General features: G+C 70.5%; 13 protein-coding genes. 5 read left to right on the top strand and 8 right to left on the bottom strand.

The features are described from left to right. Window positions 1–9: 9 nt before the first annotated feature. Window positions 10–1170: a helix-turn-helix transcriptional regulator gene (locus tag ON26_RS21075; RefSeq protein ID WP_040797946.1), complete on the bottom strand. Its 1161-nt coding sequence runs from the start codon at window positions 1168–1170 to the stop codon at window positions 10–12. A gap of 100 nt (window positions 1171–1270) precedes the next feature. On the opposite strand from ON26_RS21075, the gene ON26_RS21070 reads away from it, so the two are divergent. From ON26_RS21070 to ON26_RS21060, 3 genes are all read left to right on the top strand, one after another. Next, the gene (locus ON26_RS21070; RefSeq protein ID WP_245545935.1) at window positions 1271–2008 is read left to right on the top strand and encodes a class I SAM-dependent methyltransferase; all 738 of its coding nucleotides are present in this window, start codon (window positions 1271–1273) and stop codon (window positions 2006–2008) included. Between the two features lie 174 nt (window positions 2009–2182). After that, window positions 2183–3403 carry an MFS transporter gene (locus ON26_RS21065; RefSeq protein WP_051027311.1) on the top strand — a complete coding sequence of 407 codons (1221 nt, stop codon included), beginning with the start codon at window positions 2183–2185 and terminating at the stop codon, window positions 3401–3403. Between the two features lie 131 nt (window positions 3404–3534). Next, on the top strand, window positions 3535–4896 hold the full coding sequence (locus ON26_RS21060) for an FAD-binding oxidoreductase (RefSeq protein ID WP_040797945.1): 1362 nt from the start codon (window positions 3535–3537) through the stop codon (window positions 4894–4896). 60 nt (window positions 4897–4956) lie between these two features. Here the strand turns inward: ON26_RS21060 and ON26_RS31755 are convergent, their stop codons facing one another. The 5 genes from ON26_RS31755 to ON26_RS21035 form a co-directional block, all read right to left on the bottom strand. Next, window positions 4957–7026, bottom strand: a complete 2070-nt coding sequence (locus ON26_RS31755; protein ID WP_051027310.1) for a hypothetical protein — start codon at window positions 7024–7026, stop codon at window positions 4957–4959. Between the two features lie 3 nt (window positions 7027–7029). Further along, a complete protein-coding gene (locus tag ON26_RS31750) occupies window positions 7030–8088 on the bottom strand; it encodes a PP2C family serine/threonine-protein phosphatase (RefSeq protein ID WP_157171971.1) in 1059 nt (352 codons plus the stop codon). Next, window positions 8088–8786: a vWA domain-containing protein gene (locus ON26_RS21045; RefSeq protein WP_245545934.1), complete on the bottom strand. Its 699-nt coding sequence runs from the start codon at window positions 8784–8786 to the stop codon at window positions 8088–8090. The genes ON26_RS31750 and ON26_RS21045 overlap by 1 nt, the downstream gene beginning before the upstream one ends. A 123-nt stretch (window positions 8787–8909) precedes the next feature. Then, window positions 8910–9713: a DUF4352 domain-containing protein gene (locus tag ON26_RS21040; RefSeq protein WP_245545933.1), complete on the bottom strand. Its 804-nt coding sequence runs from the start codon at window positions 9711–9713 to the stop codon at window positions 8910–8912. 136 nt (window positions 9714–9849) lie between these two features. Continuing rightward, window positions 9850–10437 (bottom strand): hypothetical protein, encoded by a 588-nt coding sequence (locus ON26_RS21035; RefSeq protein WP_040797944.1) that lies wholly within the window; start codon window positions 10435–10437, stop codon window positions 9850–9852. A gap of 151 nt (window positions 10438–10588) precedes the next feature. On the opposite strand from ON26_RS21035, the gene ON26_RS21030 reads away from it, so the two are divergent. Next, entirely contained in the window at window positions 10589–12628 is a 2040-nt protein-coding gene (locus ON26_RS21030) for an N-6 DNA methylase (protein ID WP_040797943.1), read from the top strand. Between the two features lie 51 nt (window positions 12629–12679). Here the strand turns inward: ON26_RS21030 and ON26_RS34680 are convergent, their stop codons facing one another. Together ON26_RS34680 and ON26_RS21015 are read right to left on the bottom strand one after the other, a co-directional pair. Then, entirely contained in the window at window positions 12680–13774 is a 1095-nt protein-coding gene (locus ON26_RS34680) for a uracil-DNA glycosylase (RefSeq protein WP_245545932.1), read from the bottom strand. A 174-nt stretch (window positions 13775–13948) separates the two neighbouring features. Continuing rightward, window positions 13949–14179, bottom strand: a complete 231-nt coding sequence (locus tag ON26_RS21015; protein ID WP_040797941.1) for a hypothetical protein — start codon at window positions 14177–14179, stop codon at window positions 13949–13951. 147 nt (window positions 14180–14326) lie between these two features. On the opposite strand from ON26_RS21015, the gene ON26_RS31745 reads away from it, so the two are divergent. Continuing rightward, window positions 14327–14976 (top strand): DUF2797 domain-containing protein (locus ON26_RS31745; RefSeq protein ID WP_157171970.1); only part of this gene is annotated, 650 nt, incomplete at its 3' end.

The following is a 14976-nucleotide window of genomic DNA, read 5'->3' as shown; positions in this document are numbered from 1 at the left end:
GGCGCGCGTTCAGGCGCCGATCGGCTGATCGCTCATCCGGGAGTCGGCGAACCAGCCGGTGGGGGAGAGATCGGTGCCCATGCGCGGCACGTACTGGTCGAAGTAGACGCGGGAGATGAGTTCGCGCCGCGAGCGCACGCCCGCCTTGTCGAAGACCGACTTCAGGTGGTCCTGGACGGTGTAGGTGGACAGGTGCAGTGTCGCCGCGATCTCTTTGGTGTCGATGCCCTGCAGGACCAGTTGCACGACGTCGCGTTCGCGCGGGGACAGCCCGTAGGCGGCGACCACGATCGACACGATCTCCGGCGGCCTGGCCTCCTCGATGGTGATGACGACCTCGCCCTGCCTGCCGTCGCGAGCGATCAACGGCCCGGCGTGCAGCACCAGCCACATGCCGCTCACCGTGCGCATCCGGCAGCGCGGCGGCAGTGGCGTCTCCCCGCGCCCGTAGCGGCGGGCCGCGCCGACGAGGGACGAGATCGCGGCGAGCGGATCGCCGCCTGCCTCGCCGAAGTTGATGTCCGCCAGCCGCTGTTCGGCGCCGAGGCTCATCTGTGAGATCTGGTCGTCGGAGCCGACGATCACCACGGCCGGCCCGGTGACCGCGGTCGGCGCGGGCGCGTCGGCCAGTCGCGAAAGCATGCCGGTGCGCACCCCGTGCGCGAACGGCGCGGCGAGCGAGGCCAGGAACTGGATCTCCGCCGTGTCGAACGGCCTGTCGTCCGGACCGCGGAACAACGCCATCGCGCCCCAGACATCGCGGCCGTCGCGGAACACCATCCGCGCCTCGTCGGCGAAGCCGAAGCGCGGTTTCATGAACGAGGCCATCCGGCCCGACCGCTCGACCGCTCCGCCGGTGGTCAGGTGTACGGCCGCCGCGGGCACCTCGGCACGCGCCAGCTCGGTGAACGCCGTCGGTTCCACGGTCCCGTACTCGATGAGCCCGAATTCGTGGTCGTGGCTGTTGCGATCGCGCAGGTGCCCGTACTTGCGCGCGCTGGTCAGCATGTGCGTCGCCGGATCGTGCGTGCCGACGCACGCCCCGACCCACGGCACCGCCCGCGCCACCGAATCGACGGCTTCCTGCAGGAAGGTGTCCAGGTCGAGACCCGCACGGGCGACCACGTCCACATCCTGTCGCACCCGTGCTGCTGTCAGTTCTCGAGCCATGGACCGATTGTGCGCTGTTGCTGGTCGCGGCACCATCCCAGAACTCTGGGTGGCGTCGGGCCCACGCGCGAGCGGCGGCGTCTGTGGCAGGCTGAGCCCGGTGACGAACTGGTTCGAGCGGGGCGGGCAGGCGTACGCGCGGTTCCGCCCCGAGTATCCCGCCCGGCTCGGCCGATTCCTGGCCGCGCTGGCGCCCGCCACCGATCTCGCCGTCGACATCGGCTGCGGCAGCGGCCAATTGACCACCCGGCTCGAACCGTTCTTCGCGACGACGCTCGGGGTGGAGCCCAGCGCCGACCAGATCGCGCACGCGCGACAGCGCGACAGGGTGTGCTACGTCCGGGGGGCCGCTGAGCAGTTGCCCGTCGCCGATCGCAGCGCGGCACTGATCACCGCGGCTCAGGCCGCGCACTGGTTCGACCGGCCCGCCTTCTACGCGGAGGTCCGCAGAATCGCCGTCGATCGCGCCGTGCTCGCCTTGATCAGCTACGGGGTGCTCGAGCTCGAAACCGATCTGCGCGCGCGGTTCGACCGGTTCTACCGCGAGGAGATCGGCCCGTACTGGCCGCCCGAGCGCACACTCGTCGACAGCGGTTACGCCGACATCGACTTCCCGTTCGAGGAGCGCCCTGCCCCGCGCATGGTCATCGAAAAGTACTGGAACCTGGACGAACTGCTCGGCTACCTGTCGACGTGGTCGGCGGTGCGCAGGGTGCAGGAGGCCGGCGAGCAGGAGATGCTGCGCGCCTTCGCCGCCGATCTCACCGAGTTGTGGGGCGACCCGGCCGGAACCAGGCGGATCTCCTGGCCGATCGCCATGCGCCTGGCGACCCTGTGAAATCCTTCATCGCCGCTTTGCCGACAAGTCGCTGGTTCGGGTAAGGTATCGGATCTGTGGTCGCCGTCGGCGATCCGTGCCGGCCGGGGGAGGGCTGGCCGCCATTCATCCACCGTGCCGCTCGCCCGTCGGGGTGCAAGCGTGCCGTGTGGCGGACCGTGAAGGTATTCCGCCATGACCGAATCCTCCGCTGTGGGAGATCGCGCGGCCGCACCGGCCGCGCCTCCCACCGGGAAGCGTCCGCTGCCGCCGATCGTCTGGCTGATGGGTGCTGTGACATTCCTCGTCGGCACCACCGAGATGATGGTCGCCGGCATCCTGCCCGAGGTCTCCGAGGCGCTGGATGTCAGCGTTGCGCAAGCGGGCAGCCTGATCACCGTTTTCGCACTGGGCATGATGATCGGCTCGCCGCTGATGGCGCTTGCCACGCTGCGGTTGCCGAGGCGTGCGGTATTGATCACCGCGCTGGTGCTGTTCGCCGCAGGCCATGTGATCGGCGCGCTGACCGACGTTTTCGCGCTCGCGCTCGTCGGTCGCCTCGTCTCCGCGCTCGGTACCGGCACCTTCTGGGCGGTCGGTGCGCTGGTCGCGACCGCCGCCGCCGGACGCGAGCGGGCGGCGAGCGCGATGGGCGTGATGATCGGCGGTCTGACGATCGCCAATGTGATCGGCGTTCCTCTCGGCGCCGCGCTGGGCAAATCGCTGGGCTGGCAGGGGCCGTTCTGGATCCTGGCGGTGCTGTCGCTCGTCGCCGTCGCCGTCATCGTGCGGCAGGTGCCCGCCGATCACGGCGGTGGTTCGCACGCCACCGTCAACGGCGAGCTCGCCGCTCTGCGCAAGGGCAGGCTGTGGCTGGTCTACCTGTCGATCGCGCTCGCGCAGGCCGCCGTCCTCGGCACCTACTCCTACATCTCCCCGATGTTGACCGACCGCGCCGGTCTGGCCGCGGGCCTTGTTCCGCTGGCGATGCTGGGTTACGGCGCAGGCACCGTCGTCGGCAGCGCGCTGGGCGGACGCCTCGGCGACAGCGTTCCGTGGCGCGCGGCGATCACGGGCGTGCTGGCGACCACCCTGGTGCTGACCGCGATCACGCTGTGGGCGACCAACAGCGCCGTGGCCGTCGTGCTGGTGATCGCGCTGGGTGTGGCCGGTCTGGTGTGCAACCCGATCCTCAGCGCCCAGGTCGTCGCGGTGGCCGGCCCCGGTCGTCCGCTGGCGATGGCGTTGAGCACCTCGGCGTTCAATGTCGGTATCGCGGGCGGCTCGGCGCTGGCCGGTGTGGCACTGTCCTCCGGCCTGGAAGCGCAAGGCCCGCCGCTGGTCGGCCTCGTGTTCGGCATTCTGGCCCTGGTCCCGCTGGTGCTGCTGGCGAGAGGCGCGCGCAAGCACGCCTGAGCCGCATCTGCGGCAGCCGTCTCCGGAAGGACCCCCAGATCTCTGGGGACGGCTGCCCCCAGATCGTGGGCCGGAAAGTACCCGGCGACGAGGGATTTCGGTGATCGGCGTACTGCCCGAATCTTGTGTGCATGACAAACGCTCTCGCTCTCGAGCCCCTGCGCACCCAGTGCGAACTGCATCTGCCCGGTGATGCCGGCTACGACGCCGCCCGCATTCCGTGGAACGTCGCCGTCGACCAGCGACCCGCCGCGGTCGCCGTCCCGACCAGCGTGGAACAGGTGGCCGCGGTCATCCGCGCCGCCACCGACGCCGGCCTGCGGATCGCGCCGCAGAGCACCGGTCACGGCGCGGGCCCGCTGGCCGACGTCCCCCTCGACGATGTGGTGCTGCTGAAGCTGTCCCGGTTCACCGGCGTCACCGTCGACCCGCAGGCCCGCACCGCCCGCGTGCTCGGCGGCACCCTGTGGCAGGACGTGCTCGCCGCCGCCGCCCCGCACGGCCTGACCGCGCTGCACGGCAGCGCCCCCGATGTCGGGGTCGCCGGCTACCTCCTCTCCGGCGGCCTGTCCTTCTACGGCCGCACCCACGGCCTGGCGGCGAACTCGGTGCGAGCCTTCGACGTGGTTCTGCACGACGGCACCGTCGCGCACGCCTCGGCGACCGAGAACCCGGACCTGTTCTGGGCGCTGCGCGGCGGCGGCGGCAACTTCGGCGTGGTCGTCGCCATCGAGATCGACCTGCTGCCCTACGCGGACGTCTACGCGGGCATGCTGCTGTGGGACCGCTCGCGCGCCGCCGAGGTCGTCCCGGCGTGGCTCGAGTGGACGAGGTCCGCCCCGGAGTCGGCCACCACCTCGCTGCGCGTGATGAGCTTCCCGCCGCTGCCGGAACTGCCGCCGTTCCTGTCCGGTCGCGACATCGTCGTCATCGACGGCGCGATCCTCGAATCCGACGCGTTCGCGGGCGATGTGCTCGCCCCGCTGCGCGCCCTGTCGCCCGAAATCGACACCTTCACCCGCATCCCGGCGCCGGCCCTGGTGCAGGTCCACATGGACCCGCCCGCGCCGACACCGACGGTCGGTGAGCACAGTGTGCTCGGCCCGCTCGACGACGAGGCCGTGTCGGCGTTTCTCGCGCAGGTCGGCGACGGCACCTCCTCCGGCCTGATGTTCGCCGAACTGCGCCATCTCGGTGGCGCCTTCGCCCGCCCGGACGCAGAGGGCGGTGCGCTCTCCCATGTCCCGGGCGAATTCGCCTTGCTCTGTGTCGCGGTGGCGCCCACTCCGCAGGCCGCGGTGGCGGGCAAGGCGGCGGGCTTCGCGGTCTCGCGCGCCTTGGCGCCGTGGTCGCTGCCCGGTCTCGTCGCCACCTTCGCCGAGGACCGCGTCGACAGCGGGAGGCTGTTCGACGGGGAGGACTGGGCGCGGCTGAACCAGGTGCGCGACACCGTGGCACCGGGCTCGGTGTTCGTGGCCAATCACGCTCTGTGAGGACGTTTTTCGAGGGGTCTGGAGGCGCCGGCGTTTTCGCGTCGGCGCCTCCGGTACGTGCTACCGAAGTGCGAGGCCGCCGTTGGGGGCGTCGCGCAGGTTCGTCGACACGACCCGCCCGTCGCCGGTGCGGGCGTTGAGCCATATCCGGGACCAGTCGAGGTTCCAGAAGACCCAGCCGCGTGGAACCGTCTCGCCGGTTTCCTCGAAGTGGACCCAGACATCGCGGCTGGTGTTATCGATGGTGACGCCTTCGGGCAGCTGCAGGTGGGCGACTCGGGTCCAGCCGCGATACACCGCGACGTGGTCACAGACCGAGGTGCCGAATTCGGCGTCGGTGTACACGTACATCTGCCACATGGTGTGCGTCGGCTCGTCCTCGGCGTCACGAACTCCGACATCGATGGAGTTGCACATGGTGTGATACCGGGGGAACGGGTAGGCCGTCGCGCTCAGCGCGAAGACCGAATCCTGCTCCGCCGCGGCGAAATCGGCCTTCGCGCCCGGCCCCATCCAGATCGCCGCCGCCGCAAGAGCGACACCGGTCGCGACGGACACCCAGCGTCCGCGCCACGGCCGGAACACGAAGAACGCCCCGGCCGCCAGCCACAGCAGCGCCCAGCCGGCGCGCAGTTCCGCCCAGAAGTACGGCCACCATGCCCGGATCTCGTCGTCGTAGACCTCGCCGGAGACCGGGAGATAGTTCCCGCGCAATACGTAATGGCCGAGCAGCCAGGGCAGCAGACAGGTCAGGCTCGCCACGACGGTGAGCAGACGCGCCGAGGAGTCGTTCTCACGACGCTCGGCGAGCACCGGGTCGGGGCGCTTGGGCGTCGGTTTCCCCTGCGCGCCCGGACCTGTCGCGGCCCGCTGGGTGGTCGCGACCGCCGCGGTGGCGGTGGTCCCGGCAGCGGGTTTCGTGCCGACCATTGCGGTGGTCGCGGTGGCCCTGGTCGTGGTGGCGGCCGGCCGCGTCGCCGTCGCGGTCTTCGTCACGGGCCGGGTTCCGACCGTGGCGGCCGCAGACCGCCGCACCCGCGTACCCGGCTTGGGCACCGTCGTCTTCGGCCGCGGCCCCGATGTGGTGCGCGTCGTGCCGTTCTGGCGCGACGCGAGCGCGCACCAAGGACAGCTCCGATTATGGTTCGGATACACATGCGTCTTGTCCCGCGAGCAGCCGACCAAGGTCATCGCCGCGAGCGCCCGCTCCCATTCGGCGGCCGACGGTCGCTGCGCGGGCTGCCGGGCCCCGACGCCGAGAGCCCGCTCGAACAGATTCCGCACGGCCACCGGCAGCATGCTCACCTCGGGCGCCGCCGGGTGCGGTTTCAGCCTCGACTGCGCGCCACCGGCCCAGTGTCCGCCCGCGGCCAGCACCAGCGCCTCCGGCTTCTCGCCCGGCCCGGTCCAGTTGCCCCGCGAGAACGGGTGATTGCCAGCCATCAACAGCAGGTGGATGTGGATGGCCAGTACGAACAGGTCCGATGATCTGTCCCGGACATGCTTGGCGAGATCGACTTTCGCCAGCTCGGGTGCGAGGAACTCCGGCCGTGCCACCCCGCACGGGTGCACCGTCGAACCGGAGCGGAACTGGAAGGAGTCGCAGTCGACCAGCGTCACCAGAGTGGTGTCGGCGACGAGGATGTTGCGCTCGTTGAAGTCACCGATCACCGCGCCCGCGTTGTGCGCGGTGTCGAGCGCCCGGCAGAGATTGCGGGAGACATTGACCAGATGCAGCCAGGTCGCCTTCTTCGGCCATTGCGGCCCTTTGGGGTTGGGGTCCGCCCGGTCGGCGGGGTTCGACAGGCTGTGCACCTCGACGGTTTTCGAAGTGTCGATCTTGCGCATGACGAACCCGCGCACCCGCGCGTCCGGCCCGAGCAGCGCGTGCTCCGGCCAGGCGAGCACCACGAAACCGTCGGCCTGCGTGGCGCCGGCCGGTTTCGCGGCCGCCATCGCGCGCACCTTCCGTCCGCGGGCCTGCAGTCCCTGCTGCGGCAGGTGCGGATGATAGATCTTGGCCACCCACTCGGGATGGCCGATCACCTCGCTGACCACGCCCTCACCTGCACTGGCCAGCTGCTTGCCGAGCCGCACGGCCCGTCCGTCGTCGAGCCGGAATTCCCGCATGGCTCAGCCTTCGGCGCCCACCGCCGCGGGAGCGACATAGGCCGGTGGCCGCCGGGACTGCACCCGGCGTTCCAGGCCGGCGCCTGCCGCCGCGCTGTCGTCGGTGCGCACCGCGAGCACGAGGGTCTTGTCGTCGCCGGTCTGGTCCTCGGGGATCGCGCTCAGCCAGGCCTGGAACTCCACCTCGCCCAGTTCGTTCGCCGTGGTCGCGGCCCACGCGCCCTCGAAGAAGGGCACGAACGCCGCCCCGCTGGCCACATCGGTGATCTTGTAGGCCATCCCGTCGGTGCTCAGCGCGAAGGCCGTCACATCGGTGGCGGTGTGCACGCGGAACGAGGCGGTGAAGGCGTCGCGCGACTGCACGAACCAGGTCAGGTTCGCGTACTCGCCCTTCTCCTCGACGAGCACCGTCCGCACCCCGTCCGGATCGCGCAGCGCGATCACCCCGTCGCCGATCTGGGCGAAGATCGCGAACTCGGGCGTCGCGATCGCCACCGCCAGGGTGGTGGCGAGCTCGCCGATCGGCTGGCCGGTATAGCGCGCCCGCGCCTGCAGAGCGCCGAGGGCCTGCTCGAACAGCCATGTCATCAGGCGTTCGGCGGGTTCGTCGCCGCGCAGGACGTCGTCGAGCCAGTCGAGGAACACCGGGCTCAGCACGGTGGTCACGACCCGATCGCAGACGGTGTAGGAGCCCCACGCCGAAGTCTGGGTGACACTGCCCGCGCCGTCGGCGACCGCGGCGACGACCAGGTCGCCGGTGGTCGCGTAGGCGAAGGCGTCGTCACAGCCGAGGCCCTTGCGGATGTGCGCTTCCCCGGCGACCGACGCTCCGCTGACCGCCCAGCGCCGTACGGGCGCGCCCGCATCCGGGACGGATCCGGGCGTCGATCCGGCCGCGGCATCCGGCTCGGAGCGAGCGCCGATGTCGGGCCCGGACCGGTCCTCGGTGGTTGCCGGACCTTCCCGGCCGGCATCCGGGCTGTCGGCGCCGTCCGGGCTGTCGGTCGGCGGCCCGGCTGCGGCCTGGCCGAACAGTGCGGCGATGGGGCGCAGGTAAACCATCAGGCGGTCGCCCAACCGTCCAGCGGTGCGAGCGGCACCTGCTGGCCGGAGTTCTGCGCCACCTGCTCGTCCGAACGGCCGTGGTTACCCGAGGCGGCCATATTGCCGAGCGAGGCCGACAACCATTCGAAGAACTCGGAGAACTGCAGTCCGGCCAGCGGGACGGGCCGACGCTGGGTGCTCACCCGCCCGAGCTGCCGGTAGTCGACGTTGTCGCCGACGCCGACCGCGAAGACCGTGACGCCCTTGGCGGCTTCGAGCGCGTTCAGCCGCGCCACGGCCGCGTCGAAGCCCTGCTGGTTCGGCGCGCCGTCGGTCAGCAGCAGCAACCACGGCCGAAAGTACTGGATGCCGCCGGCCTTGTACTCGCGTTTGCGCTCGTCGATCATGTCGATCGCCATGTCGATGGCATCGGCCATGTTCGTGCTGCCGCTCGCGGAGAACGGGATCGGCTCGAGCGTTCGCGCTTCCTGCAACGGCACCGCCAGCTGGGCCTGGGTGCCGAAGGTGATCACCGCGACCTCGGCCCGCTTGCGCGTCAGGTCGTCATCGGTGACGTACTCGACGAACGCGGCGAAGCCTTTCTCCAGTGCGGCGATCGGCGCACCCGACATCGACCCCGACACATCCGCGAGCACGATGCAGGCCACGCGGGGATCGGGATTGGCCTCGTTGAGGGGGATGGTGAAGTGCGACAAGGGTTCGCCTCCTGGCGCGTTCGCGAACAATGAGCACCCGAACCGTTTCGGGGATCGTCAGCATGACATTCCGGACCGGTCGGCGTCTGTCGGTCATCCGCTCGACAACCGCCGGGTCCGGTCTCAGCGCAGAGCGACCTTCGCCCCGCCGGAGAACATCGAATCGTGCAGCTGCAGCTTGTCCGCCACGGTGCCGACCGGGAGGTCGAAGGCGAGCACGACATCGATGGTGTTGCCCGGATTGATCGTGGTGGCCATGTGATCGTGCAGGTTCACCTCGGCCATGGTGTCGTTCTCGTACTGCCTGCCCTGAGCGTCGAACAGCTTCTGATTGCTGCCGAAGTAGGTCTGCGGCCGGTCACCGATATTGGTGACGCTCACGTGCACCAGGATGTATTCGCCCTGTGCGGTGGACTGCAGGAACTGGTTGTCGCCCACCGTCTTCACCGGCCCGTCGACGGCGGTCACCCGGAACTCGAACTTCCCGTCCCGGACGGCCGCGCCTGCGGGAGCGGCGTCCGGCTTCGGTGGCGCGGCCTCCCCGGGCGCGGCGACGGCGGGCTCGCTCGCCGCGGCGCCGGTGGTGAACGTGGTGGTCGAGGAGCCGTCGTCGGCGGCATCCGACGACATCCCGACGATGCCGAAGCATCCGCCGCACAGCAGCACCATCACGCCGATGAGCACCCACGGCCACACCGGAGTCGATCGCTTCGGCGGCCGCGGCGCCGGATGCGGCCCCTGATAGGGCTGTCCGGCGAACTGCTGAGGTGCCGCGGGCGGCCGGGGAACGGACGGCAGAGGATCGGGGTGCTGAGGATAGGAGTACTGAGCAGCGGGGTGCTGAGGATGGGACTGCTGATTGCCGGGCTGCCGAGAGCCGGGATCCGGGTGCTGGGAATGGCGCTGTCCAGAAGAGTGGTCGGTCATGGTTTCGTCCTCGGGGTGAAAGGCCGTCAGGGCCGGTAGGTTTCGCGGATCCAGGTGTGCGCTTCGGCGTGCGCGGTCGCCGGGACGCCCATGCGGGTGCCGACGGCGGCGAGGGCGGCGGGGGCGGAGCGGATGATCACGAGCGGTGTCCTTTCGAAGCCCGGCGCAGCACGGCCGGGAGGGCGGGATGGGTGAGCCGGCGGCGGAGCCATGCGCGCAGCAGTGCGCCGAAGCCGGGCCATGTCGTCGGCTTCTCCTGTGGCGCAGGTCGAACCGGGGCGCGTGTGCGGGCCCTCGCGGCCACCTCGGCGGGGCTGGGCGCGGGACCGGCGGTGATGTGGTCGAACGAGACGCGCGCCGCGCGGGCGGGGCGGGACGCCGTCGTGGCGCCTCGATCGATGCGCCGCGGATGAGCAGGGGTGTCGTGTGATCGCTGGGGGATGCGGGTCTCGACGTATTCCGCCAGCGACAGGCTGGTGAGATGCCAGCCGTGGCAGGCCGGGCACTGGTAGCAGCGCTGTTCCCGACGGCGCGGGTCGTCGTGATCGACCCCCGACAACGCGAGTTCGGCGTCGCTCCGGGTGAAGTAACGCCGCTTGCCACCGTTGATGCAGCGCGTGGTGGGCACCCGGGCGGAACGTTTGCGCAGGTCCTCGCCACAACCGAGGGTGCGGCGGCCGCCGGTGCGGCGATGGTCGGCCCGGCGGTGTCGGTGGCTCGGCATAGTGTCTCTCCTGCCTGTGTGGTGAACAATGTTTTCAGTCGTTTCGAACTTCGCCTAAGGTAGAAGAGAGTGAAAACATTGTCAACTAATACAACCATGATTGACACACTGGCATGCTTGGCGGAAGCTTGTGCGACAAGAAAGGAGGGGTATGAACGACACCCCACAGGTCACGGCCGCGGAGATCTCTCGGCTGGCCGGCGTCACTCGTGCGACCGTCAGCAACTGGCGGCGACGTCACCCCGACTTTCCGTCCCCCGCCGGCGGCAGCGAGACCCGACCGCTGTTCGAACTCGCCGATGTGCGCGACTGGCTGCGCCGGCACGGCGTCGAGTCGGCCGAATCACCGGTCCGTGAGCTGCGCAGCGTCCTGCGGGCCGCGGTGCGCCCCCAGGACATCCCCGCCCTCATCGACGAATTGCCCGCCCTCGCCGCCGATCCGCAGCCGGATTCTTCCGACGACGACGTGCGCCGCGCGGTCCGCGCCGCCGCGCGCGCCGACGATCCGGCCGTCGTACTCGATGTCCTGGCCGAGCGCGGCCTCGAGGAGAGCCCGACGACCGGCGTCTATCCCACCCCGGAACCGTTGGCGCAGTTGATCGTCGAACTCATCCGGGAGGTCGGCGTGCCTCGCGGGATCGGGACGACCGTCCCGGCCGCCGTGCCCGCCGAAGTGCTCGATCCGGCGTGCGGTAGTGGTTCGCTACTGCGCGCCGCCGCCCGGGCGGGAGCGCGCCGATTGCTCGGCCAGGACCTGCTACCGGTCCAGGTTCACCGCGCCCGCGCCCTGCTCGCCCTCGACGCCGTGCGCGACATCTCCGAGGCCGGGGCCGCGCCGTCGTCCCGCGACGGGACCGCGTCGGTCACCGTGGAAGCGGGCGACAGCTTGACCGAGGACGCCTTCGAGGGTGTCACCGTCGACGCCGTCATCAGCAATCCCCCTTTCCAGCAGCGTGATTGGGGTGCCGACCGGCTGGCGCTGGACCCACGGTGGGAGTACGGCGTCCCCCCGCGCGTGGAATCGGAACTGGCCTGGGTGCAGCACGCCCTGGCGCACCTGCGCCCCGGTGGTCGTGCCGTCCTGCTGCTGCCGCCCGCCGTGGCGATGCGCTCCAGTGGCCGACGGATTCGCGCGAACCTGTTGCGCGCGGGCGCGTTACGCGCCGTGATCGGCCTTCCCGCCGGTCTCGCCCCGCCCCGTCAGATCGCGCTGCAACTGTGGGTGCTGACCCGCCCCGCGCCCGACCGGCCCGCCCCCGACGACGTACTCTTCCTCGACACCGCGCGCCGAGCCCCCGATTCCACCGGCGAGCAGCCGAACTGGACCGAACTCACCCGCCTGATCACCGAAACCTGGCGCGCGTTCGCCCGCGGCGACCGCGCGCGAACAGATGCCACCGATGCGGCGGCTGTGGTCCGCGTGATGGACGTCCTCGACGACGAGGTCGACCTCACCCCGGCTCGCCACGTCCGCGCCGCCGTCGATGCCGACCGCACCGGCGAAGCCGTCACCACCGCGCTGCGCGATCTGTTCGCCGAACTCGACGGATTGCGCAGCGCGGCATCCGAATTGAAGATCCTCACCGCCGCCGACGCGCCCGCCTGGCGCACCGCGACCGTTCGCGACCTGGCCGCGGGCGGCGCCCTGGAAGTGCTGAACCCCGCCACCGGCGCCGACCCGTCGGAAGAAGATTTCGGCACGCCCGCCCTCACCGGCCGCGATGTCGCCGCCGACAGCGATCCCACCGGCCTCGTCGACGACACCTGGCAACGCGCCGTCCTGCGCGTCGAGTCGCACGATGTCATCGTCCCCCTCGTGCACGGCGGCCGCGATCGCGCCGTGCACGCCCGAGTGGCTCCGGCGAAATGGCTCGGTGCGGCCATCGGCCCCAATGTCGTCGCCCTCCGCGTCGACCCCGACCGCCTCGACCCCTGGTTCGTCGCCGGCTTCGCCGGCAGCCCCGACGCCGCGGCTTCCACCCTCGGCTCCACGGTCCGCCTCGTGCCGCAGCGAATCCGTATTCCCTTGCTCCCGCTCTCGCGCCAACGCGAATACGGCGCCGCCTTCGCCCGCCTGTACCGCCTACGCACGTCCGCCCGTCGCGCCGACGAACTGGCCGCCCAGATCAGCCGGCTGGTCACCAACGGCCTGACCGTGGGCGCCCTCGAACCCCTGGAAGGCGAGGGCTGATCGTCCGCGGCTACTTCCGGCTCGGCGGCCCGGCTCGGCAGGCGGATGGGGTCAGCGAGCCAGATGCTGCGCCGCGCGCGCGAAATCGCTGCGCAGTTTCGCCTCGCGCTGCGCCCGCACGTCGGGATCCGGGGTGAAAAGAGCCTGCTTGCTGGTGTGATACGTGGGGATCACGAGCAACCTGCCCGCGACGGCCGGGTGCTTGCGCTCGAAGCGGCGCCAGGCATTCTGGGCGTCGAGACCGTGTGCCATGACGACCGTCAACTCCGGCAGCAGGGCGATCACACGCTCGAGCGGCTCGAGGCCCCGGTCGATTTCGGCGGTGCTCGGCTTGCGGTTGAGGTACCAGGGGAAGGTGTTCCAGGTCATCAGGTCGCCGACCCGCATGCCGGCTTCCTCGAAGAAGGCGAGGAACCGTTCGGCGGATTGGTCGTCGTTCTCCAGGGAGAGCATCCCGCTGCCCTTGCCCACTTTGGTCTTCGGGCCGGGGTCGCGGAACAGGGTGAGCAGGCGGGCCTCGACGCCGCCGTAGACCGGCGCCACGTAGGGCATCCATTCGCCGGACTCCGCGACCAGTTCGTCGATCAGGCGATTGATCGGTGCGACGGGGCCTTCGTAGCGGTTCGCGTACTGCTCTTCCCGGTAGTCCGGGTCGGCCATGCGACGGGCGCGAAGGTTCGAGTCCACGCGCGCGGCCCGGGGTTCCGCAACGGTCGCCACCGGATCGGCGACCGTGTGCACGGCGGCTTCGGCGGGCGTGGCGACTACCGGCGACTCGGTGGTCTTTGCGGGCTCGGCAGACCCGGTGTTCTCGGTGGTGGGCTCGGCGCCCTCCGGGGACCCCGCATTCTCGGCATCGGGCGCGGGTACGGCGGGGGAGCCGGGTTCGCCGGCGTCGACCGCTGCGGTCGAGTCCGACGGCGAGACGTTTTCATCGACATTCGTGGACGCGGAGGCCGCGGCCGGCCCGCTCGGCTCGGCCGATGACTCCGGTGCCGTGGGCGAAGCAGGTGCCGGAGCAGCGTCTTCGGCGATCCCCGCCGCCTCCTCCGCCGCCGAGCTGTTCGCCCGCTTGGGCAGCAAACGCGTGAGCGTGGCTTTGGCCCGCTGAACAATTCCCCGGGACGTGTTCTTGCCGATCGCCATCAGTGACACTCCGTTCCTTGTCGGCGATTCCCGATCACGCCGACGGCGTTGCGCGACCTGCCCGGATGGTCCGGATCGGTCGAGTCATGAGACTAGCGCCGTCGGGCGGTTTCCGCTGGTCCGCCCCGGGTGTCGGATGCCGCGCCCCGGGGGTCGGCGCACCGTCGGGCGGGCTCAGCGGCCGTAGAGCCAGTCGGCGATGTGCACCGCGCAGGCCAGATGAACATCGCATTCGTCGGCCAGGCATGCGGAGTGCAGGCGCAGCAGTTCGACGGCGCGGCTGTAGTCGAGCCCGATGACCCGGACCTTGCACATGGTCTCGGCCAGCACGTCGTCGGCGTGGACGTAGTCCGGATCGGAGGTCACGATGGTCGGCCAGACGAGTACAACGACATTTCCCCTCATTCCGTGCGGTTCCCGGACGGGCCGAGAACAGGCCCGGAGCCGGTAGGAACACCACGACGAGCGCGTATGCCGAACAGGTAGCGGTCGTATCGTCTCACCGTTCGCGCGCGGGTAGTGTCATCCGTTCGGGTGAAAGGGAGCGGGATCTTGGCAGGCGCGGCGGAGCCATTTCTGTACGGCGGATTGCGGTGGCGCGACGACGGCAGCTGGTATCACCAGATGATCTCGCCGGACGGCTCGATCGAGGAATTACCCGGCGCCGGCCATCGGCTGGCATTTCGGATCGCCGAGGAAAAGCGTTGGTGTCTGGGCTATTTCACGTTCGACGGTGGCGTGGGGAATCGGTTTCCGTGCGCGCGGCGCGCGCAGGTGACCAGCGGCAGGCAGTGCGAGCGTTGCCGGTTGCGTGAGGGATTCTCGGTGGTGCATCACCATCGCGGTTCGCTGGAGGAATTGCCGCCGCAGATCCGCGAATACATCGGCCGGCCGCACCTGCTCTACATCGCGTGTTTCGGAAACGGCGAATGCAAGGTGGGCACGACCACGGTGACCCGTAGGAACAAGCGATTGTACGAACAGGGCGCGCTGCTGGCGCGTTTCGTGGCATCCTCGCCCGACGGCCTGCACGTACGGGAGCTGGAACGGCTGGTGTCGGCGGCCGGCTTCAAGGAGGCGGTGACCATCAGGGCCAAGTCGGCCGCGCTGACCGGGGTGCTGGAGGGCCTGCCGAAGCTGGAGCGCACGCTGGAGACGGCGGCCTCGCACGCCGTGGATCTGCTGCCTTCCGGCACCGCCAT

The organism is Nocardia higoensis NBRC 100133, assembly GCF_000308595.1.
GTDB lineage: Bacteria > Actinomycetota > Actinomycetes > Mycobacteriales > Mycobacteriaceae > Nocardia > Nocardia higoensis.
This window is presented reverse-complemented; position numbering and strand designations above follow the sequence as displayed.

Excerpts from the sequence above, each read along its gene's own strand:
- ON26_RS21015 (WP_040797941.1), bottom strand. The coding sequence starts at position 14,179 with ATGAGGGGAAATGTCGTTGTACTCGTCTGGCCGACCATCGTGACCTCC.
- ON26_RS21035 (WP_040797944.1), bottom strand. The coding sequence starts at position 10,437 with ATGCCGAGCCACCGACACCGCCGGGCCGACCATCGCCGCACCGGCGGC.
- ON26_RS21030 (WP_040797943.1), top strand. The coding sequence starts at position 10,589 with ATGAACGACACCCCACAGGTCACGGCCGCGGAGATCTCTCGGCTGGCC.
- ON26_RS21040 (WP_245545933.1), bottom strand. The coding sequence starts at position 9,713 with ATGACCGACCACTCTTCTGGACAGCGCCATTCCCAGCACCCGGATCCC.
- ON26_RS31750 (WP_157171971.1), bottom strand. The coding sequence starts at position 8,088 with ATGGTTTACCTGCGCCCCATCGCCGCACTGTTCGGCCAGGCCGCAGCC.
- ON26_RS31755 (WP_051027310.1), bottom strand. The coding sequence starts at position 7,026 with ATGCGGGAATTCCGGCTCGACGACGGACGGGCCGTGCGGCTCGGCAAG.
- ON26_RS34680 (WP_245545932.1), bottom strand. The coding sequence starts at position 13,774 with ATGGCGATCGGCAAGAACACGTCCCGGGGAATTGTTCAGCGGGCCAAA.
- ON26_RS21075 (WP_040797946.1), bottom strand. The coding sequence starts at position 1,170 with ATGGCTCGAGAACTGACAGCAGCACGGGTGCGACAGGATGTGGACGTG.
- ON26_RS21065 (WP_051027311.1), top strand. The coding sequence starts at position 2,183 with ATGACCGAATCCTCCGCTGTGGGAGATCGCGCGGCCGCACCGGCCGCG.
- ON26_RS21060 (WP_040797945.1), top strand. The coding sequence starts at position 3,535 with ATGACAAACGCTCTCGCTCTCGAGCCCCTGCGCACCCAGTGCGAACTG.